Origin of the sequence: Bacillus sp. ok061 (genome assembly GCF_900108285.1) — a bacterium.
GTDB classification, from domain to species: Bacteria; Bacillota; Bacilli; order Bacillales; family Bacillaceae_G; genus Bacillus_A; species Bacillus_A thuringiensis_S.
This window is the reverse complement of record NZ_FNUW01000012.1, coordinates 125,863-149,570: the sequence shown is the minus strand read 5'-3', so window position 1 is coordinate 149,570 and position 23,708 is coordinate 125,863. Positions and strand designations below refer to the sequence as shown.

Here is a 23,708-nt window from a genome sequence, read left to right as displayed (position 1 = left end):
AGTGAAGAAAATGCGATTGAATTGTTAAAAGAAGTGCCACAAGAACAAGTGAATTAGTTGTAAGAAGGCATCCAGGTTAGTTGGATGCCTTTTTTCTTAATTGACTAAAAAATAGCCAAAGAGAAGATGAGTCCTTAAACTAAAAAAACACTCCGCTTTTTTGCTAACGAAGTGGTTAGAAGAATAATTTGATTAAATGGAAACCAAAAACATAAGCTCTAAGACCTTCTTTTTATATTTTTCGTGGTCATAAAATCTTTGTAACCCCAGTTATTTCAATGATTCCAAGTGAACTTTCAATTCCTTAATCAGTTAATGGGATTTTTGTTTTATTCCAAATAGGGTCATTAGAACTTTAAGTCCATATATGTCTTATTTAGAAAACTCTTAGTTGATAGTGATATCCTATGATTACCTAAGCTTTGAACAATTTTCAAGGCTTTATCTCTTTTTCTTCCCAAGAATATGGTTGAATCTCTATATAAAAGGTCTATAAGCTTCGCCTTGGAATGAATATCATGGGTTGCTATTTTGTAGAGCCCCTTTTTCTTATAGTGAAATGTATAGTTAGTTATTCCTTGATTATCAAGATAACTTGTAAGATAATTTAGCATGTTTTTTGAACCTACATATATCTCAATGTAGGATTTTTTCGCATTACTGCTGAGATAGTAGTGACCATCACCATCAATATACCCTCTGAGATAATGCCTTATCAAGCTATCTTGTATCTTGCTCATTTCAAGTGTTTTGGATTTAGCTTTAGTTATGTTTAGCGCCTCTAAATCATTACAGAGTTTATTAGAACCAACGCTAACCTCGACATATTCATAATACCCCTTCTTGGTTTGATATCTATATTCTCTAATTTTTATATTACCATCTAAACTAGCAACAAATCGCTCTAGGTGAACTTTATCTCCTTTTTGAAGTGATATTTTGAGCCGTTTTCCAGTTCTACCTCCACCCAATATGCAACCATCGGCGGCTATGAAACCTAACCAGTAGGCTTTTTCTTCACAATCAATATCTTCAAAGAAATCTCTGTTATAAGAGTAAGTAGTATAGGTTAAAGTCTTCTTTTTAATTTTAAGGGATGTAAGTTTGTTTTGAACGCTGCTTTTGTCTCTTCCTAGCTTCTCTCCAAGCACTTTGACGGTAAACCTATCAGCATTTTCTTTGAGGAATAAAACCGCTTCATCGCTCCATTTTCTATAGTTCTTTTTAGACATAACAAATCGTCTCCTATCAAAGGATTATCAATAAGTAGCAGTAACTACGGTAAACATTATTGACAGAATGGTAGATAGTTAAACGTAACCTTTTGTCCTGCCCAAAATCCTGTAGGTTTTCTGGTTGCTAGGTTTCAATTAATTCAAGCAAGGGGATTGATGAAAACGATACTTTCTTTCAATTCCTTAGAAAGTATGTGTAGATAACATTCAGTAGTCTTTATATTATTATGACATAAAATCTTAGTCCAAAATACCAAGATTATCCTCTATAATAGAATTACCATATATAGCTATAGTTAAGGATTCCAAGGCGGCTCTTAATGATGAAGAAAAGTATCAAAAGATTCTAGAGGATGTTTTATAATATAGGATTTAAGAGTTTAACAATATCAAATTGTCCCCTTTTTAGGGTGATTAATAGGAAGTATTTTATAGTGAAATATGGATATGTACTTTTAAGTAGATATTAAATGGGAGGGTGCGTAATGAGTACAAAAAATTTAGCAATAATATTAGGTGTAAGTGATTACGTAGATGGAAATGATTTGCCTGGTTGTAAGAATGATGCGTATATTATATACCAACTTGTAAAACAGACAGAGAAATATCAAGATATCCTATTTCTGGAGAGTAATACAAACAGTGATAATGTAAAAGAGGAAGTTTCCCAATTTATACAAAAGCATAGTGAAATGGAAAGGATTGATGAAATATTCTTTTATTATACAGGTCATGGATTATTTAATAAGGGTGAGTTTCATTTTGTACTTAGTGATTATAATGAACAATGGTTAAATAGAACAACATATAAAAATAGTGAGATAGATGATTTATTAAAATCGCTTGACCCGAAATTAACTGTAAAAGTAATAGATGCTTGTCATTCAGGAGTAAGGTACGTTAAAGAGGTTAATGATTCAGAAGTTTCGAAAATGTTCACTGTAACTAAGGAAAAATTTAACAATTGCTATTTTATGTTTTCTTCCCAGCTCGATGAATCTTCTTGGGCTACTCAGAACATAAGTTATTTCACACAAAGTTTTGTTAACTCAATAATAGAACATAAAGTTGGTAACATAAGATATCGTGACATTATTGATTATATATCAGATGATTTTTTACGGAAGGATATTACGCAAACACCATACTATGTTATACAATCTAATAATACAGAAGTCTTTTGTACTATTGATGAAGAAACAAAGACGATGCTGAATGATGTTTTGAAATCTTTCAATGCTCATCAAGTAGAGGAAGAAAACAAAGAAACGACAAGCGCATTAACATTTTTAGAAATTGTAAAAAAAGATGCGGAAAATTATTGTAATGATATAGAAGAAGTACGTAATTTGTTGGAAAAAATAAACGTAAAAATAAATGATTTGATTGTAACTGATGACTTAAATGAGTTATATAATATCAATATAAACTTTGAACATGAAATATACGATGACCTTCCTAATATCAATGCTGTAGCAAGGTATTTAGAAAATAAATCAAATGAATTTTTCATAGAATTAAGCTATACTAAGAGAACTGTAAAAACACCCGTAAAATCATACCATGATACTTTAGCCAGAATAATAGGACAATATGAGACGAAGCAAACAAAGTTTAAGGAAGAGACCATAGATGTTATTGACTGCTATAATATAAGTGAAGATAATGTTCCATACACAACTATTACAATTGATTTAGTACCTAAATTACCTAATTTATCTATGTATAATTGTACTATAATTTATGCTTTTTCAAAAGTTCATATTAACTTGTTTTATTCATATAATATTTACAAAGAAGTTTCCTGGGGAGAATATGAGTTAAATAATGTAGAATGGATAAAAGCCGAAGATTTGATTATAAAACAGGAAGAGAATATTCTTGAGAGAATAGAGTCCATACAGCGAGGATTTACAACATTTATAGAAAAAGATTTATACGATAGATTTAAAAAGGCAGTAGAAACAGCTCGACCAATCGAGGAAGAATCCGATGAAACAAAAGAGGAAGAGAGAATTGAAGTAGAATAGTAACTGGAAATCTGAAAAAATCACTCTACAATCAACTTAATAATGGGAAAATTAAAGAGTATATTTATCGTATTTTTATTAATATTCTATATATCATATAAATCAAACTGAAATTGTTGCATATTGGAAATGGTATCAGGTTTATAAATGAAAAACAGTGAGCTTATACAAATATAAGCTCACTGTTTTTTATTTGTGAATTCAATAGTATTAATTGTAGACACCTTCTCCTTAAATAATATCTTTTAAAACATAAGTATGTCGGCTTCAATTATCAGTATATATGTATTCTTTACTTCCGTGAGTTGAATTTGGTCTTCAAAGTAAAGGGCTTGTGGTACTTTATGTATTTTTAATTCATGCTCTCTGATAATTCGTTATTCTGAAAATATATAAGGATGGCTGGGTTTTGTATGTCCCCTGTGTTGTAGTTCTGAAAATTTAATTTGAGGAGATGCTTCTTTTAAATGAGCACTAGAATAGCTTATTCAGTGAATTGAAGCTCTCGTTATTTTCTTTCAGTTTGTTAGAAAATATATGTAAAGCAACGTTTAGTGTGTCTTTATACTGGTATGAAGTAAAATTCTAGTCCATAATACCAAGATTATTAGTTATAATAAAATTACCATATACAGCACAGTTAAGGACTCTAAGGAGGCTCTTAACGATGAAAGGAAGCGTCAAAAAAGATAAGAAAACAGGAAAGTATTTTTATACTGTAGATATTGGAATTGACTCTCTAACAGGTAAAAGAAAGCAAAAGAAGAAGAGGGGATTCATTACAAAAAAAGAAGCAGAAAATGCTATGACAAAGCTGCTTTCAGAAGTTCATACTGGAACATACGTAGAACCTAGTAAGCTACTTTATGGTGAGTATCTGGAGAGTTGGTTTAATACAAAGAAGCACAGTGTTGGTATCCAAACAGCAAAAGTGTTGAAAGGGTACTTAAACAGTCGTATCATTCCTTCTCTAGGCAATATCAAATTAGCGAAGTTAACATCATTGCATATGCAAAACTACGTTAATTTACTGAGAGATGAAGGTTTAAAGCGAGGAACGATTGAGAAGATAATCAAAATCATTCGGAACTCTCTTGAACATGCAATAGATTTGGAGTTAATTAGTAAAAATATTGCAGCAAAGACGAAGTTGCCCAAAGGTGATAAGGAAGAGTTAACTGTGTGGAACGAGCAGGAGGTACAGTTGTTCTTAAAAGCTGTACAGGATAGTAGATATTTCGTTGTCTTTCATATGGCTCTTGTGACTGGAATGAGACAGGGGGAATTATTAGGCTTGCGGTGGAAAGACGTTGATTTAGAAAAGGGGCATTTGACTATCAGCCAAACGTTAAGTCATGATGGGAAAACATTTTTACTTGGAGGAAAGACGAAATCAAGTTTAAGAAAAATACTATTACCTGCATCAACAGTAGCAAAGCTAAAGAAGCATAGAGCAGTCGTATTAAAAGAGAAGCTTAGTCAAGGTGAGGAATACCAAGACAATGATTTGGTGATGTGTACTCCTTCTGGAACGCCAATTAATCCTGCTAATGTGAGAAGAAGTCTAAACGCTTTGATTAAGAATGCGGCTGTGCCAAAGATTCGCTTTCATGATTTACGTCATACACATGCAACTCTATTATTGGCTAAGGGTGTGAATGTGAAGGTAATTTCTGAACGGTTAGGACACAGTAATATCAAAATCACACTAGACACTTACTCGCATGTATTACCAACGATGCAAGAAGATGCAGTTAACAAAATAGAAGAGATTTTGTAGGGAATGTGACCAATTCTGTGACCACTGGTGTTATAGAGTACGAAAGCAAATAAATAAAAACCGTATCAAACGTTAATTTGACACGGTTTCTATCAGTATGACCCCGGAGCGGCTCGAACTCACGACTTCAACCCTGTCAACGTGGAGGTCTTTTAAATAATCTAGTCTTTTCTTTGTATTATAAACTCCCAAAACTTTTTTAATTCCTCACGCTTTTGAGGAGTCGCATTTTTTATATCTTCAAACCATTGATAAAGCTCAGGATCTTGTACGTCTGTAATTTGTCTTATTTCAGTTGTACCAAGGAGGTAATCAATAGATACTTCAAAAAAGGTGGCTAATTTTATCAATGTATTATAATCAGGTTCTCGATTTCCTTGTTCATACATTGCATATGTAGTTCGAGCAATCCCTAGTTGTTTTGCCATGTCTTCTTGACGCAGTTTGCGTTCTTTTCGAAGAGTGTGTAGTCTAGTGCCAAACATATGCTACCTCCTTTTAGGTGTTTTCTACATCAATTATACCGTCACAATATGTAACAATTAATAAAGTACACGAAATGTGTAAAAAATATTGATTTTAAACTTATTATTATGTAATATAATTATTAGTTACACATTTTGTGACAATGAAAGAGGGGGAATAATGAGGTTTTGGTTATTGGAAAAACGTAAAAATAAAGAGAAAACACAAGATTATATTGCATATAAGGCAAGAATATCTAGAAGTATGTATGCAATGATTGAAAGTGGTGAAAGAAATCCAAGTGTTCCTGTCGCAAAGAATATAGCTAGGGTACTAAATTTTGATTGGACTCTTTTTTTTGAAGATTAATGTCACGATACGTGTAATTATTAAGGTGAGAATATCATTTCTATATTGTTTTCCTAAAACAAAATAATTTATTAATTATTTTTAAGAAAATATTAGATAAGGGAAGTGTTTAAATATGAATATGAAAACATTTGAAATGCGTGAAAAACGATTAGCAGAATTACTAGGTGCAAAGGTACTATGGGAATTTATAAGTGCTGTAACAGAGGAAATAGAAAAGCAAGAATTAGAGTCTACACCAGGTTTATTAGAAGATCTATTCATACATGTGAAAGAAACTATTCAAATTCAAAATATGAATCAACGCATAACAAAAGCCTCTGTAAGGACAGAGGCTGATGGTATAGATAAAGAGACACTATATATGGAAGCATATGTAGAATTAATAAATCATAAGTTTGTTATTTCTGAATTAGCTGTAGAGCTTTCATCTGTTCTAAAAGAATTAAATTGTTTTGTTCAATCATCTTTGCCACAGCTTCAAAGTGAGCTTGATTCTCAAGAACCTCAATCTGCTTCTCTTTAGGGAGTGATTGAAGTATTTCTTTTATTTCTTTACATTCGTATATGTTATTCTCCGAGTCTTCGATTAATTTATTGCGACGATTGGTGTATTCAAGTGCACCTAAGGTCGCTAATGCGCGAGGATCTAATCCTAGAATTTCCATGTATTCCTCTCCTTTCCTCTACAATAATTCGATAGGGGAAAGGAGATTCCTTTAATGAATTAGTAGAGTCTTTATATAGCTATACAAATTGTTAATGATTAGTAGACATGTTACCTAGCAGGAATGTAATAGAATTAGACTTTAAAGAGCTTCTAAAAAGGATCAAAAGAAAGGGGAATCCAGTAATTCTCACTCTTTTTCCTTAAATAATCTACATATGATACGGTTGTTTCCTTTTATCATGAATTTTACATTGGATTCTTTAAAGAAGAGTAGATAGCTATAGGGTATGTAATATGAATAGATAAATGAAAGGGAAGAGAATTGTAACCGTCGGTATTATAGGTATATTAAGGGGTTATCAGGGAATAGGTTTTAAACTGTTTAAGAGTGGGAGTCTATGTATCACTCGTTACTTAAAAAGTAAAAGATTAGCCATCAAAATAGGAATAAGTATTTAAGTTACTTGTATAGATGAAGTAATGGAGCATATGAAATTAAAATATGATGAAACATGTTGAAATAAATAGAAGATTATCTTTAGATAGGTTAAGCAGAGAAATAAGACATGCTGAGAAAATGGCTTTAGAATTCGAAGAAGTTAAAGTATGAAAGGGGACACTTATGTTAACTTGAATATCTATTACTAACTTACTTTGTGTAAAAAAGCAGCTGTACAAAAGTACAGCTAAACTTCTACACAAATTTATATGGCCTTGATGACGAATTGGGATTGAGGTATATATAGTAATTGAGCTGCTAAAGAAGTTGTCGTGTTAGCAAATGGGTAATTTTCCTTATAAGGAAAATTACTATACATTATTTCATTCATTTCCAAGGTCGTAAACAGTTTTTTAAGAATTTTTTGAGAGATTTCATTTGTACAAGCAGCAATAAAATCAAAATCTCTTTTACTTATTTCTTGAATGGCATGTGAAAGCAGGGTAGTGACTATACCACTTCCCATCCAATCTGGATGACAAGCGCCCATATCTAGATAGACCAATTTTTCTTTATCTAAATGAGAAAACTCAATAGATTCTGTCTCTAATGTATCTAAAAGTTGAAAAATAGGTTCCATTTGTGGGCATAGTTCAATCGCTTTTTCTGTATCTATTAGTGGCTGGGTTAATTTTTTTGTTAAAAGAACTCCAACAATTTGAAAATTTTCTATTGCTACAAATGACATAGCTTGAGATACAGCTTGTTTCATCATTTCTTCGCACATTTTGTGAAAAGGAGCAAAAGGAATTTGTAAACTGCTTACAAGAGGTTCATTATTCACAAAAGAATGTGCAAGTAAATGTGCTGCATCTTTCACGTGGTGTGTATCAAGTAGCTCTATATTCATATGTTTTTCCTCTTTCCTGATATAGTGAATAGTAATTAAAAGGATTAAAAATTTTATTTCATCTAGTTAAGTTTAACTATTAAAGCGCTAACAAATATGGTTATGAAACATATGAATGAATCTGTTTAGTAGCAATCGAAATATGTTCATAAAGAAATTCTACGATCTCATCTATACATTCAACAGTTGTATATGGAGAGATAGAAAAGAATTTTAATGTAGAAATCGGATTTCTATCATAACTGTTTATTACATCTACTACACAAGAACGAGTTGTATCACCAAAAAATACTTGATCGCGATTTTTTCCTAGGTAATTAAATAGTTCTATATTTAATCGGTTTGTATCCTCAATCTCTTCTTTTGTTGCAAGGCCAATTCGTTCTTTTTCCCAATTTTCTTGGCCATCTCCATTCAGATAGAAACGGAAAGTTGTAATTGGTCCATATGTAAAATCATTTGTGATTGCGACTTGAGGCAGGGCCTTACGCAACTTCTCTCTAAATAATAGATTTACACGGATATAATTTGCTAATATTTTTTGATATCCTTCAATTCCAAAGGCTAATAGATTGATATACATTGGAATAGCACTACCAGATCGTGAACATTCTAAGGTATAGCCTGTATGATAACTTCCATATGACCTATTACCAAGATAAGGTGTGTCATCTTGTTCAATGTCCATCAGTTGTAAATCAGTATGATTTTTTACGATTAAAATACTTGAAGCATAAGGTGTTTGTCCTAATTTATGAAAATCAAAACATACACTATCAGCAAGGGACATATATTGCATTTTATCTTGTACGTATTGTAAGGCATTTTTTACATTAGATTCAAATGAGAGTGGATTTTCTTCAAAACTATAATTATTAAAGAAACTATAGAATCCGCCCATTGCAGAATCAGCATGGATATAAATCGGTTTTAATTTATATTTTTTCTGTATTGCTTCAGCGCTCTCTTTAATTTTTCTTATATCATCAATAGTAAATGTGTCTGTTGATCCCATGGTAGCTAGAATATAAAGGGGGATACCGCCATTGTTAATAACTTGTATCATTTTAGCCTCTAAATCTTCTATATCCATAGAACTTGTATAAGGATCAGTTTTCACTTTTATTAAGTGATTTGACCCAATACCAGTTGCTTCAGCTGACTTTAATAAACTATAATGTGCATTTTCAGAAGCAAAGCAATATACATTTTGTGGAGCACCATGTTCTTTTGCCGATGGAAATTGTTTAGAAATTGCTAAGCGCAGGCTAGAAAACACGCATCCTTGTCCACCCCATGTTGTATAGCCGCCGCTATTATGTGGATTATAACCTATCAGTTTTGAAAGCATGGATACCACTTTCACTTCTGCTTCAGCTGCCCCTGGACCATATACATCCCAAACACCATTACCATTTAAAAGTGCCATTGTCATTACCCCTAATAGTGAAGGTATACTTGGTAGTGGTACAGCGTTAGACAAGTAATATTTATTTGGATACGGATGTCCATTCATAAATTGGTTTAGCTCTTCTATAACCTCAGACATAGTGATTCCAGCTAGTGGAATATGACTTTGGTGAATTAAGCCATTGTAGTATCCTTCTGATTTTTCCTCACATTTACCTAAAGTAGCTCGCTCTTCATTTTTTAATTGGTCAAGATTTTTAATTATTTTCTGCATAGATTCTAATAAAAGTTGTTGTTTTTCTTCATTTCCGTCAACGCTCGGAAATAGTTTTAAAATATCTTGCATGCAGTCACTTCTCCTTGTGAAAAACTGGATTTTTATTTTACTTGGTTAAACATAAGGGTATAATAATTTGTAATTGCCCTTTTGAATACTTAGAAATGAGGAGCTATTTAGAAAAAAATGTAATTCCATAGAAGATTATATGAATTATGGAATTTAAAGTAAAGAAAAATTTTTTGATTTATTTTAAAAAAAGTAATTGTGAGATAATGAAGTTTCTAAAAATATTTCTGAATTAATTGTTTATTCGGTTTGCATGTTGCCTTAGCATGTATTCAACTAGTGTAGTAGATATTTTAATATAATGTAGAACGTATTATAAGGTAGTTGAATAAAAGGGTTCAACTACCTTATAAACTGTAGATATTGCTGAGAAAAGGGAAAAAATAAGGTGGAAGTGTTAAAGATATGTTTTAGTGGAGAAGAAGTAATGGTATGGATTTGGTAGCTACATCAGTTTGATTTTTATGGGAGAATAACGAGCTGATCAAAGCTTTTTAATGAATTCAATTTCATTATCTAATAATAATGGACGAGTTAAGTGGGAAGAGTTTTCTTCAACCTGAGTAGAATTTTTTGCACCAGGAATAGCAACTGAAACGGCAGGGTGACTTAAAACATAACGTAAAGCAACTTGCGCTAAACTTCGATTTGATCGTACAAGTGAACGTAATTTCTCTACTTTGTTTAAGCTATCTTTAAACCACTTTTCTTTTGGCCAATCTTTTCTTAAATCATCGTCTGGAAATTGAGTTTCATGATTAAATTTTCCAGTTAAAATCCCCATCTTAAGTGGACCTCTTATCACAGCACCTAAATTATGTTTTTCAATATAAGGAAGGATGTCTTTTTCAGGTTCTTTATTCAAAATACTATAATCGAATTGTACGACATCTAAATCATTATCTTGATTAAAATGTTTTATATAATCTAAATCATTAGTAGAAACACCAACGGCTCTCACTTTTCCAGATTTTTTTAAGGTTTGGAAAGCTTGTAGAAAGGCTTCTGTTTCTTCATGTTTATCCCACCAAATATGACAAAAGTACACATCTATATAATCCGTTTTAAGCCGCAGTAAACTAGCCTCAAACGCATCAATGATCTTTTGAGGATCTCCATAAATAGCTGGTTGATTTGGGTCATAATGATGACCAATTAATCCACCTTTTGTAGAAAGAATGATATCCTGCCTGCGATTATTTATAGCTTTTGCAACGAGTGTTTCACTATGACCTAATCCATAAACATCAGCAGTGTCAATAAAATTGACCCCTAGGTCAATTGCTTTCTCAATTGCATCAAGTGATTCATTATCTTTTACTGCTCCCCATTCATCTCCACCAATCGCCCACGAACCGAATCCTATCTGTGAAACTATTAACCCGGTGTTACCTAATAATCTATATTCCATTATGTACGGACTCCTCCTTTACAGTTTATGTTATTAGAAGTATATATAGTGAGCAGTTGGAATATTCTTGAATTTATTTTCGGAGTATAAATAAGACTATTTCCTTTAATAAAATATGTAAGATTACTGTATAAAAAGAAATTAGAATTATTAGTGAAATGGTTTTTTATGCTTAAATTGAATAAAAGTATGAACTGTTACGGTATAAATATGAGTTTTATTCATAATTTTAATAACTATGCAATAAGTGAAATAAATGTTGAATTTAGTCGGAAAATATAGATTTACAAATTGCAGAATATGTACATATAGTTGTAACTGTAAATATTATCCGTTTTTAAATATTTATAAAAGGAGAAATTCATATGAAAGAAATACAAAAGAAATATGAAATTGTAGAAGAATTAGATGTAACAGTAGGCCAAGAAGCATTATGGATAGCTCATCAAATGGAAATAGAAAAAGGAATGAACAATGAACCGATTATAATAAAGTTAAAAGGAAATCTTCAAATAGAAGTTTTAAAGAAAACGCTTACTACAATAGTGCAATCACATCCGGCGCTACGTACAATATTTAAGAAGAGGGATGAAAAAATAAAGCAATTAATTCAAAAGAATGTAGAATTTGATATACCATTTAAAGATTTAACTGCTTTTAAAAACACAGAACAAAAATCTATTTTAAAGAATTTCTTAGAATCTATAGTGAATGAGAAATTTAGTTTAGAAGAGGGGCCTTTGTTTAAATTCCACATCATTAAATTCAGTGAAGATACATTTATTTTACATTTAATGTTTCATCACATTATTTACGATGGATGGAGTTTAGGAGTTTTCATCCGACAATTATCCAATATGTATGGTGAATTACTTCAAGGGAAGACGAATGTAGAATTTGAATCTCCTTATAAGAACCTCGTAGAGTATGAGGAGGGTTTTATTGATAGTGCAATATATAAAGAAGGATCATCGTATTGGAAAGATTATTTACAAGGTGAATTAACTCCTACAGAGTTTCCTATTGAGTTTAATAAAATGAATGAAAAGAGATATACAGATAAAAATATAAGCAAGAATATTAATTCAGATCTATTTTATCAAATACAATGTTTTGCTAAAAAAAATAATATAAGTATTTATCGAGTAATGTTAAGCACTTATTGTACCTTACTTCATCAAATGACAAATGCTGAAGAGATAATTGTTGGTATTCCAATTAATACTAGACCACATACAGAAGAACGAAATACTTTTGGTTACTTTGTTAATACATTACCTATACGTATAACAATAGAAAAGGGAGATACATTTAAGGGAATACTTAATAAAGTGAATAAATCTATTCATCTAGCTATTACGTATAAACATAATCCTTACTCACATATAGTAAAAGATTTAAATCTAAATAAAAATACAAATGATAATATGGTATATTCCACAGCATTTAATACGATGAAGATACCGGAATTAAAAATTCCTCATATTGAGTCAATAGTTTTAACAGGTTGTAAAAGAGTAAATCCTTTTAATATGACTTGGAGAATAATGCGATATGAAGGGGAAACAGAGAATAAAATTGAGGTTGACTATAACTCAGCATTATATAAACCAGAGAGTATTAGTGATTTAGTTGAAAGATATGTATATTTGTTACAAAAACTAATGAAGAATGTGAACGAACCTATCCATTCATTGGATTTGCTTTTAGAGAAAGATCATCGTCTATACAAAGAAATGAACTCAAATGCTCTTACATATCCTAATTCAAAAACATTAGATCAATTAATAGATTTACAAGCATTAAAATCGCCAAATCAAATAGCGATTTCAATGGGGGATAAATCCATTACCTATTATGAATTGCAGCAAAGGTCAAATCAAATAGCGAATTATTTACGTGAAAATGATTTGAAAAAGGGACAACGTGTAAGTATTACAATGGAGAGAGAGATTGATACCATTGTATGGATTCTAGGCATCTTAAAATCAGGTGGAGTTTATGTACCAATTGATCCAAAGTTTCCTGAAAAAAGAATAGAATACATCTTAAAAGATAGCGAAAGTCAAATGATTATTACGAAGAAAGAATACAGGGGATTAGTTGAAAGTTTTGCGATTCATACAATTTATCTAGAAGATTTTCATTACGCTAATTCCATAGAAAATATTGCGCCTACACATACCATAGAAGATGCAGCTTATATTATCTACACGTCAGGTTCAACAGGTTTGCCAAAAGGAGTTGTTGTACCACATAAAGGAGTTATTAATTTATCATATTCAGTAATCAATACATTTCATTTAAGAAAAGAAGATGTGTTTTTACAATTTGCAACGATCATTTTTGACGCCTCTATTATGGAAATATTTCCGATTTTGCTATGTGGAGGAAGAATGCATTTAATTTCTGAAATCGAAAAACGTTCAGCAGAGGAATTTATAAATGTAATTCAAAAGAATGGTATTACAAATGTGGTTTTACCAACTGCGTTTTTTAAATTAATAGCTGATATGCCAAAAGAAATGTTACTTAAATTAAATTCTGTAAAACGTGTATTTGTAGGAGGGGAAACTTTACCTGCTGAATCAGTTCGTAAATGGCAAAGTAAATTAGGGTTAAAGATTCCAGTTCTTAATGCATATGGTCCTACTGAAACTACTGTATGTGCAACGATGTATGAAGTAAATGGTGAGATACAAAAAGAAATCTCTAATATCCCAATAGGTACACCAATTGCTAATAGTGAAGTTTTCGTGGTTAGTCCGTTTAATACGTTATGTCCGTCAGGTGTAGTAGGTGAGTTATTTATTGGCGGTGATGGAGTTGCCAACGGATATTTAAATCAAAAGGAAAAAACAAAAGAGGCGTTTATTTCTTTCGATAAATCCTATAATCATGATAAAAAGATGTATTGTACTGGAGATTTAGTACGTCTTTTACCGAATGGAAATTTAGAATTTATCGGAAGGAAAGATAATCAAGTAAAAATACGTGGGTATCGAATTGAGCTGGATGAAATTGAAGGAACATTATTTAAACATCCAGAAGTGAGAGATGCTGTAGTATTCACGTATCAAAACGACAAAATCGTTAGCTTTTATTTATCAAAAGACAATACAGAACTAAAACAAGAGGCATTAAAAACATTCTTAAGTGAAAGTTTACCAGATTTTATGATGCCAAATTATGTATTTCACCTTGAAAGTTTTCCTGTATCACCAAGCGGGAAACTAGATAGAAAAAAATTAGAATTACAAATCCCATCTTTACTTGCAAACATGCAGAAGCAATATGTATCGCCGATAAGTGAAACAGAAAAAAGATTGGCAAAAACATGGGCAGAGATTTTAAATTTAGGGAAATATAGAATCGGCAGAGATGATGACTTTTTTAAACTTGGGGGACATTCATTAATTGCTGTGCAAGTGTTAAATCAAATTCAAAAAGAGTTTCATCTAAAAATTGAAATTAGAGATATTTTTGAGCATACAACGATTGCTAGTCTGTCTGCTTACATCGATAAATTAATGGCAGTAAATCATGATAGGGAAGAACAGGAGACGCAAGTATTAAAAGTTGCAGATAAGGAAAGTTATCAATTATCAAGTGCTCAAAAAAGAATCTGGTTTTTAAATAAGTATAACGCCATTAATAGAGTATATGATACACCACTACACATATATATTGAGCCGAGTTTAAAAAAGGATATTTTACAAGATACCATAAGATTTTTAGTTGAACGACACGAGATGCTACGAACAGTGTTTATTGAAAGAAATGGGGAGCCTAGACAAGTCATTTTAAACTCAATAGCGATTGACTTGATTCACGATGAGATTGAACACATGTCTAAAAAAGAACAACAAGAATATATACGTACAACAATAAATCAAACGGATCATACACCATTTGATTTAGAAAAGGGCCCTCTTTTTAGAATTAGAATTTTTAATCTGAATAAGAAAAAGTCTTATTTATATATCAATTTACATCACATTATTACAGATGAGTGGAGTGTAAGGAATTTATTAGATGAATTAATGAGGGTATATAGTGCCTTTGCTAAACGTAGAAATCCTGAGTTGCCAACTATTTCTAATCGATATGTAGATTATGCTGAGTGGGAACAGGAGCAGTTAAATTTAGGTCGGTGGGATACGGAAAAATCTTATTGGATGGCTGAACTTTCAGCACCTCTTCCTATACTAAATCTTCCTTTAGATTTTAGTAGGAATCGTCAAGGTACAAATAAGGGTACAGTATTTGAAATGAAGTTAGATAATAAAATGAAAGAGTCTTTGAAACAAGTATGTGAACAAGAGAATGTTTCTATGTATATGCTATTTTTAGCAGCGTATATTCAATTGTTACATTATCTAACGGATCAAAAAGATATTATTGTAGGTACACCGGTTGTTGGAAGGAATCATCAAGAATTTGAACAAATACAAGGATTTTTTGTAAATACCCTAGCAATTAGAACACAATTAAATGATGTGAAAAATTTAACACAGCTATTACAAGTAGTGAGAGAAAAATGTTTGAATTCTTTCCAAAACCAATCATACCCATTTGATAAAGTAATTGAACAAATAAATCCTGATAGAAGCTTTGGAAATAACCCGATCTTTTCTACTATGTTTAGTTATCAGAAAGATATTCTGCAGCAACATGATGCGTATAAGCTTCAGTTGTTCCCTAATAAACAAGATATTAGTAAATTTGACATTTCTTTAGCTGTTGAAGAAGGATTGGATTATGTAGGGATTTCATTTGAGTATGATATTAATCTTTTCAAGGAAGAGTCAATTAATAGGTTTACTCAAAATCTACTTACTATACTGGACGCCTTTATTCATCAACGAACAGTAGCATATGAAAATCTTTCATTCCTATCACAGGAAGAAGAATCTATATATAAAAAGGTAAATCATACAGAAAGACCATATCCTTATTTTCAAAATATACAGGAGCAATTCCATATGCAAGTAGATAGACAACCCGATCGGATTGCTATAGCGACTGAAACGGAATCTTTAACATATAGACAATTAAATATGAGCTCTAATCAAGTAGCTCAACATTTACTCGAAAAAGGTATAAAAAGAGGTGATAAGGTAGCCATATTTTTAGATAGAAGTATGAATAGTATCGTTTCTATGCTTGGAATATTAAAAGCCGGTGCTGCCTATATACCAATCGATGTAAAATACCCTGAGGATAGAATAAATTATATAGTTCGTGACAGTGAGGCATGTAGAATTATAACGAGTAACAAATTCAAAAGTCATTTGAATGTAAGTAATTATAAGGTTTCAATAATAGAGGATATATATCGTACGACTATAAATGATGATGTGAAAATTTTAAATAAACCAGATGACTTGGCATATGTAATTTATACTTCAGGCTCAACAGGAAAACCAAAAGGTACATTATTAACGCATAAAGGAGTATTAAATTTAGTTGAATGGAGAAATGAAGTATTTCAGATCTCTCCAAATGATAAAGTAACACAGTTTTATTCCCATAGTTTTGATTCTTCAGTATCAGAAATTTTTTCTACCTTGTTAAATGGGGCGGAACTATATTTATTAAGTGATGAACAGCGCTATTCAACTGTCGCATATGCTCAAGCCATTCAAGAAACTCAAGCAACTATTTCTGACTTACCAACAGTATTTTTCAATGAATTATCAACTTCATTAACTAAACTGGATAGCGAAAAGATACGTTCTTTAAGATTTATAATAATGGGAGGGGAAGCTGCATCAACAAATGCTATTAGAAGTTGGCAAAATACTTTTAAAAACCAAGTACAGCTGGTAAATGAGTATGGCCCTACTGAAGCAACCGTTTCAGCAATGTATTATTTCATACCAGTTTTAGAAGGCGACAATAATCTTTTAGGAAGCATACCAATTGGTATTCCTATTTCTAATACAAAGGTTCATATATTGAATTCATATATGCAACATTGTCCGGTAGGGGCTATGGGTGAATTATATATTGAAAGTTTAGGATTGGCCCAAGGGTATTGGAAGCAGGAAGAAAAAACAAAACAGGCATTTATTTCAAACCCATTTTCAGAAGACAATAGTAAAAGATTATATCGAACAGGTGATTTAGCAAGGTGGTTACCAAATGGAAATATAGAATTTATGGGGAGAAAAGATAAGCAGGTTAAAATTAGAGGGCACAGAATTGAATTAGGTGAAATAGAAGATGCAATGTTACAACTTGAGGGGATAAGTCAGGCTGTAGTAACACAAACGGAAGATGGAATGTTACTGCAAGCTTATTATAAAACAGTGGACGGTATAGGGATAGATAAAAATAAGTTAGCTTTACATTTATCAAATGTATTGCCAGAATATATGGTCCCTAAATATTACTCTCATGTGTTAGAAATACCAATAACGGCGAACGGTAAAATTGATTTTGAAAAGCTGCCAAAAATAGAGTTTGGTTATGAGCAAAAAGATGAGTGTAAACTTAAACCTCAAACTAAAGTGCAAAAAGACATTGCAAAGGTATGGTCTGAAGTTCTAAACATAAAATCTATAGGTTTAAAAGATGATTTCTTTAATTTGGGTGGACATTCTTTAAAAGTTATGCCGGCATTAGTCAAATTAAAACCGTTATACCCTAACTTGAAAATTCAAGATTTCTTTAAGTATAGAACAATAGAAAAATTAGCCTCTCATATTGAAGAGATGGAAGGCATGTCGTCCAAGAAAGAGAAAAATATGAATGTAGCATGTATGGAAAATGAAACGAAAACGACTCCTGTTTATGAAAGAACTAAATTAGAAGAATGTGAGTTAGATCTGGTGAATTATCCAAACACAGTTTTCCTTACAGGGGCAACAGGATATTTAGGAGCACATATTTTAGAACGATTATTACAGTTGCCATCTACGACTATTTACTGTTTAGTAAGAAAAAATGAGGATCAAGTAATTGGTGCAAAGTTAAAAGAAAGAATGGAGTTTTATTTCGGTAAAGAAATCCTTCAAAAGTTGAAGGAGAGAGTAGAATTAATTGAAGGAGATTTATCTTTGATGAATCTAGGTCTAGATTCAAAGCAAATGGACCATTTAAAGAATAGGGTAGAGTCAATCATACATTGTGGTGGAGAAGTTAGACATTATGGAGAACGTGAGCATTTTCAAAAGGTAAATGTTCAGTCTACAAAATACTTATTGGAATTAGCTAAGAACACAAATGCACGTTTTCATTATATATCGACTTTAAGTGTAGTAGGTCAGGCTGAAAGCGATCCAAAAGAATTTGAATTCTTTGAGTCTAATTTTGATAGAGGGCAAAATTTAGATAATCTGTACCTAGAAAGTAAGTTTCAAGGCGAGAAGATGGTCAGAGAAGCAATGGAAAAAGGAGTTCGTGCCACAATATACCGTGTGGGGAATTTAGTGGGTAACTCTAAAACAGGTAAATTTCAATACAATATTAATGAAAACGCATTTTATAGATTATTAAAAGGGATATGTCTATCTAGCATAGCTCCTGACGTCAATACGTATGTAGATTTAACGCCTGTAGACTATGGAAGTTTAGCTATTACTGAATTATCTTATAAGGCCAATACAGTAAATAAAACCATGCATATTTGTAATCCAAATCAGCTTAAATGGGACCAATTTATTAATAGTTTACAAGCTTTTGGATACGATATCCTGTTAATGAAACAAGAGAAGTATATAGAGAAGTTTTTTAATACGAATCTAACTACTGATGAACAGAAAGCTTTAGAGCTCATAATGCCTTTATTAGAATCTGTAGAAGAGCTATCAGTAGCTATACCATCTTGTTTATACACGCAAGGATATTTGAAGAACATACATTGTTTAGAGCCAAATCAAGAGTATATTAATTTGTTATTAAATTATGCTATGAGTATAGAGTATTTACCATTAATTAAAGAACCAATACTGTTGTAGTATACTCTATCTATTTTGAGCAAAAGAAGGGTTTCACTTCGAAACTTTTTATTTAAAAATTTTAATTATTTGAGTACAAAAAATAAAAGATTGTATAGCGGAGAAGTAATAATGAAAAAGAACCTGTTTTCTATGGAAAACAGGTTCTTTTTTTGGGGTAAAGATAACTTAGGGATACGGAAAAAATCCTTCCCAGTATGATTGGGATCGCACTATCAAGAATATAAATATGCAATTATACATATTTATATTGAATATTTTTAATAACATTAAAATCTAATATATAATTAAAAAGTTTTTAATGAATTGATAAGGAGATGCGAGTATGAAGAAAGTCATAGGACTTATTGTATCATTATTTTTATTATTCTCTACCTATGCACCAACATTTACAGCAGCAGCCGAAGTTTTAAATAAAGTAGGCTGGGTGAAGGAGAAAGAGAATTGGTATTATTATGAAAAAGATGGCAGTAAAAGAACAGAAACAATCACATTAGATGGAATAGAATATGAATTCTTCAAAGATGGTAGGTTGTTTGAAGGGAAAAAACAAGTCGGAAATGAATGGATTCATTATAAAGAACCTGGAAAATTACAAACCGGATGGAGTTTTTCAGGAACAGCTTGGAGTTATATACGTGATGGGAAATATGCAACAGGTGTTATTACCTATCAAGGGAAACAATTTGAAATTAATAAATATGGGGAAATGGAAAAAGGATGGATTACATTACGTTCTAAAATTAAAAGAATGTATCCTAAACCAGAAACAAAATTTTTATTGGAATCAAAGCCTGTAAAAGACGGAGATATATTAGAGGTTATTGGTAAACAAGGTATTTGGTATCAAGTAAAATACCAAGGAGAAATAGGGTATGTAAGAATATTTGAATCCGTAGTCATAGGAGAAAATCCCACACGTTCTTGGGATGTTGTAAAAGAAGGAACAAGCCTCACGCGATTTATACTAACGGAGTATAAAAAAGATCCAGAAAAATACTTTCCTCCAAATGTAATTAAAAACCAGGAGAAAGAAATTCACGAGTTAATTGAGAACGTAAATAATGTGTATTATGATTTCCAACAATTAAAATCTATGTTGTTATTTGATAATGCAAAAGGATGGGTGCAAGAAGAGGGGAAATGGACGTATTATTTAAAAAATGGAAGTCGTGTAACAGGCCTTCAGACTATTGATAATAAACAATACTATTTTGGACCTGATGGCTTTATGCAAACCGGTTGGGTTGATATAGGTGGCGCGAAATATTATGCGAATAAATCCGGTGCGTTACAAAAAGGTATTCAGTATATTGATGGTAAAATGCATTATTTTGATAAAAGTGGTATCTTATCCCGAGGTATGCAACAAGTAGATGGAAAACCGTACTACTTTAGTTATGAAAGTGAACCAAAAAGTGGTTGGATGAAATTAGAATATGATTGGTATCTGTTACATCCAAATGGTGCCTTACAAACAGGAGATTTTACCTATAAAGACAAGGTTTTCTCTTTTAATAATGATGGAGAAATGATAAAAGGTTGGATCACGTTAGAATCTCTTGTAAAAAAAGTATATCCAGAACCAGACTTAAAGAAAGTTTTACGAGCAAAGCGAGTAAATACTGGAGAATTAATAGAAGTAACAGGAAAAGTTGGTTCTTGGTATGAAGTAAAATATAAAGGTGAAAAAGGGTATGTACGTATCCATGATGCCATTATTTTTGACCAAGAAGCAAAGACACCGTTATCTTTATTAAATGGTAAATTGAAAATTTTTGAAGGTGTTTTTAAATACATCAAAAGTGACGAGCCTTTACTCAATAACACATTAAAAACTCTACAAGATTTAGAAAATAGTACCACTGATTCAATTGAATTGATGAATAATGTTGCAAAAGACGCTGAAGATGCGAAACATGACCTAGAAGAACAGAAAAAACAAATACTAGAATTTGATCAAAAAATGAAAGTCCTGGGAAAAAAAATTAAGAATGACTGGGACCACTTAACAAAAGAAGAGATGCGACAGCTGATAGAAATGTTTCAGGCTGATGCAAAAAGAGCTGGAATTTATGGTGATGATCTTGGACAATATGCAGAAGACCGAGCAAAGCATTTTTCAGAATTAATCCTTAGAGGGTCTAAGGAAATGCTTCGATTCCAGCAAGAAGTGGTAAAATCTCTTGATCAAATGGTAGAGTTTAATAATCAAATTTATGCAGTCATCATGGAAGATACACAAAACGTATTAAAGTTCCAGGATCAATTTAATGTGTATTTAAAACAAACTACAGATGCGTTTCATGAATTAGCAGAGAGTCATAAGCGTATTCAGCAAGTATTACACGACAATGGTACATTTGAGGATTTAGGAAACATTGCAACAAGTACGATTCGATTAAAACACTCTATAGATGCGGCGAAACCTGGGATGGAGGAACTTGTACAAGTAACAAGAAAAAATGTTCCAGTTATAGCAAAAGATTTACAAGCATTTCAAGAAAGAGTACCAGGTATCTATAATGATGTTAATACAGGATTAGACTTTGGAAATGCGTTTATGGGAACAGCTTCAAAAATTGCCCAACATAAGTATAATATCCCTGCAGCGGCAGCTAACATTGGGAATATTAATTTGAATAACGCATTGCGTGATTTAGGTGGAGATCCATCTCGTATTTATAATCGTGCGAATGATGGGGATTTATCATTCGTATTGGGTATTACACCAATAATTGGTACAGGAAAAGAAATTGGACAACTTATCAATGGTGAAGACTTAGTAACAGGTCAAAAATACGGTCCAGACGATTATGCATGGGGCACATTGGCCGTCGTATCTGGTGGTACAACACGGGTTATCGGTAAAGTTGTAGGGAAGATTGGTGACCTTGAAAAGAAAGGTAAAGCATTAGAGGCGGCTGCAAAGTACACAAATGCTTTTGGTAAAATAAATGCTCGAAATATACCCAATATGTCTAAAAAAGAAATACTAGAAAAACTTCCTGAAGGATGGAAATACACAGAGAATAATGGGTTTGTTCATGTTCGAGATGGTAATGGTACAATAAGGATGAGAATAGATCCACCAGATAAAGTAACAAAATATGATCATGTACATTTATATGATGAGAATAAAAATCCATTAGATGTAAATGGGAGTATAGTAGATGCTAAAAGTCCAGATGCTCATATTCCATATAAAAAGTAAGAATTGAGGTCGAAAATGAACGTACAGAGAATACAAGCAGAATTTGAAAAGTTACACTATTGTGATGCATGGGTTACTAAATTAGTATGCGACTATTTTGGTGATGAGGTACACCTAACTTATAAGGATGAAAATGAGGACGTAGATTTTCAATTTAGCGGTTGCTATAGAATAGATTTCAAACATAGCTTGGGATATGTAAAAGAAAAGCCAATAAAAACATTTACATATGAACAGTTACCATATTTTCTTCATGATATTGAAATCGGTGAAGTAGAAAAAGAGGGCTTGAAATTATATACCTGTAATATAGTTATGCCTCCTATGGAATTAGAAATATGGTGTAAGGATATAAAAATTGAAAGATAAGTATTTGCAGAAGAAAAAATGCTAAGTAAATTCTATATTGTTGTAAAATAATTAAACGGACCTTAGTTGAACTACTCACCACTTAACGTCCTTACGGACTGTTTGAAGTGGGAGATTCCTGCGAACACCGATGTATCCACCAGTTATCTTAGCAGGCTCAGCCCGTAGTCCCTACGGTGAAAACAGAAGTATCTTGTACGTTGACTCATCACGCTACCTACTTTAGCTTGGTTTTCGCAACTTCGGCAAACGTGGGATGGTAGAACGTTGAAGATTTTACGATTGCAACGTTTTTCTGCAACCAACCTTATATCTTCAGTTTTCAAAGAGCGATCTGTACAAGTATATAATAGCAAACATGTTGGCTTACGCCAACCGACATTCATCTCCCACCTATTTGCTGGTGCTATCTCACCTTCACACAAATTGAGGAGGGAGTCTTCTGTCGTAAAACGATAAACATAAAACTGTGGAAATATTTAATTCCTGCGGTTTATATTATATCAATTTGATTTTCTTTCATATTGATTCTTTATATCTCAACTCGTTTCTGTACCTCTGCAATATTATGAATTTCTTTTTAAACGCTATGCTTGTTATTATCAAGCAGTTGATGTGGGGACAGGTGAAACGGTTGAATTTTAAGTTTAAAGATAAAAATAAATAAGGGGAATATGTTATGAAAGTAACTTGTTTATATAATACCGGCAATGCCCTATCTAAGATAACAGAGGAAACATTTAATTTAACCATTGAAAAAGAGTATATTGTTTATGGAATATGTAAATTACAAAGTGGTGAGTTAACATATTTAATCTTAGGAGAACGTGAAAATATGCCATCATGGTATCCAGCAGAATTATTTAAAATATCCGATGCGTTACAACCTTTAGAATGGTATTGTGCAGAACACAGACAGGTTAAAGATACAACTATAGATTATATATGGGGATATAAGGAGTTAGCCTTGGATGATACACATGCTCTGGGGTTAATAGAAAGAGAAAATAAAGATATGGAACTATTTTTAAAGCGTAAAGCTGAGATTGACGAATTTGAGGAATTGTATAAATAAATTAAATTTATTTATGAAAAA

The 23,708-nt window shown here is 31.8% G+C and carries 14 protein-coding genes; 9 read left to right on the top strand and 5 right to left on the bottom strand.

The genetic code is table 11. The annotated features are described in order from the left end of the window. Positions 1-347: 347 nt before the first annotated feature. Complete coding sequence (locus C4S65_RS17430; protein ID WP_103945346.1) at positions 348-1,232, bottom strand: LAGLIDADG family homing endonuclease; 885 nt, start codon at positions 1,230-1,232, stop codon at positions 348-350. Between the two features lie 488 nt (positions 1,233-1,720). Here C4S65_RS17430 and C4S65_RS17425 point away from each other — a divergent pair, with 488 nt between their 5' ends. Together C4S65_RS17425 and C4S65_RS17420 are read left to right on the top strand one after the other, a co-directional pair. Next, complete coding sequence (locus C4S65_RS17425) at positions 1,721-3,265, top strand: caspase family protein (protein WP_181032136.1); 1,545 nt, start codon at positions 1,721-1,723, stop codon at positions 3,263-3,265. Between the two features lie 667 nt (positions 3,266-3,932). Then, positions 3,933-5,045 carry a site-specific integrase gene (locus C4S65_RS17420; protein ID WP_098800116.1) on the top strand — a complete coding sequence of 371 codons (1,113 nt, stop codon included), beginning with the start codon at positions 3,933-3,935 and terminating at the stop codon, positions 5,043-5,045. Between the two features lie 161 nt (positions 5,046-5,206). Here the strand turns inward: C4S65_RS17420 and C4S65_RS17415 are convergent, their stop codons facing one another. Beyond that, on the bottom strand, positions 5,207-5,530 hold the full coding sequence (locus C4S65_RS17415; protein ID WP_000468117.1) for a helix-turn-helix transcriptional regulator: 324 nt from the start codon (positions 5,528-5,530) through the stop codon (positions 5,207-5,209). Between the two features lie 160 nt (positions 5,531-5,690). Here C4S65_RS17415 and C4S65_RS17410 point away from each other — a divergent pair, with 160 nt between their 5' ends. Together C4S65_RS17410 and C4S65_RS17405 are read left to right on the top strand one after the other, a co-directional pair. Further along, entirely contained in the window at positions 5,691-5,879 is a 189-nt protein-coding gene (locus tag C4S65_RS17410) for a helix-turn-helix transcriptional regulator (RefSeq protein ID WP_078205477.1), read from the top strand. Between the two features lie 115 nt (positions 5,880-5,994). Then, positions 5,995-6,405, top strand: coding sequence for a hypothetical protein (locus C4S65_RS17405; protein ID WP_098507593.1), 411 nt, complete (start codon positions 5,995-5,997; stop codon positions 6,403-6,405). Positions 6,406-7,253: 848 nt separating this feature from the next. Here C4S65_RS17405 and C4S65_RS17395 read toward each other — a convergent pair. From C4S65_RS17395 to C4S65_RS17385, 3 genes are all read right to left on the bottom strand, one after another. Further along, positions 7,254-7,898 (bottom strand): hypothetical protein, encoded by a 645-nt coding sequence (locus tag C4S65_RS17395; RefSeq protein ID WP_103945344.1) that lies wholly within the window; start codon positions 7,896-7,898, stop codon positions 7,254-7,256. A gap of 100 nt (positions 7,899-7,998) precedes the next feature. Next, positions 7,999-9,654, bottom strand: coding sequence for a pyridoxal-dependent decarboxylase (locus tag C4S65_RS17390; RefSeq protein ID WP_001152302.1), 1,656 nt, complete (start codon positions 9,652-9,654; stop codon positions 7,999-8,001). 484 nt (positions 9,655-10,138) lie between these two features. Continuing rightward, entirely contained in the window at positions 10,139-11,065 is a 927-nt protein-coding gene (locus C4S65_RS17385; RefSeq protein ID WP_103945343.1) for an aldo/keto reductase, read from the bottom strand. Positions 11,066-11,430: 365 nt separating this feature from the next. Between C4S65_RS17385 and C4S65_RS17380 the strand changes: the two genes are divergently transcribed. From C4S65_RS17380 to C4S65_RS17350, 5 genes are all read left to right on the top strand, one after another. Beyond that, a complete protein-coding gene (locus C4S65_RS17380; protein ID WP_103945342.1) occupies positions 11,431-19,029 on the top strand; it encodes a non-ribosomal peptide synthetase in 7,599 nt (2,532 codons plus the stop codon). 325 nt (positions 19,030-19,354) lie between these two features. Further along, complete coding sequence (locus C4S65_RS17370; RefSeq protein ID WP_142391549.1) at positions 19,355-22,243, top strand: pre-toxin TG domain-containing protein; 2,889 nt, start codon at positions 19,355-19,357, stop codon at positions 22,241-22,243. A gap of 15 nt (positions 22,244-22,258) precedes the next feature. Next, positions 22,259-22,612 (top strand): hypothetical protein, encoded by a 354-nt coding sequence (locus tag C4S65_RS17360; RefSeq protein WP_061663545.1) that lies wholly within the window; start codon positions 22,259-22,261, stop codon positions 22,610-22,612. 267 nt (positions 22,613-22,879) lie between these two features. Further along, entirely contained in the window at positions 22,880-23,071 is a 192-nt protein-coding gene (locus tag C4S65_RS34420) for a hypothetical protein (RefSeq protein WP_181032135.1), read from the top strand. Between the two features lie 220 nt (positions 23,072-23,291). Continuing rightward, positions 23,292-23,687 carry a hypothetical protein gene (locus C4S65_RS17350; RefSeq protein ID WP_061663546.1) on the top strand — a complete coding sequence of 132 codons (396 nt, stop codon included), beginning with the start codon at positions 23,292-23,294 and terminating at the stop codon, positions 23,685-23,687. Positions 23,688-23,708: the final 21 nt, after the last annotated feature.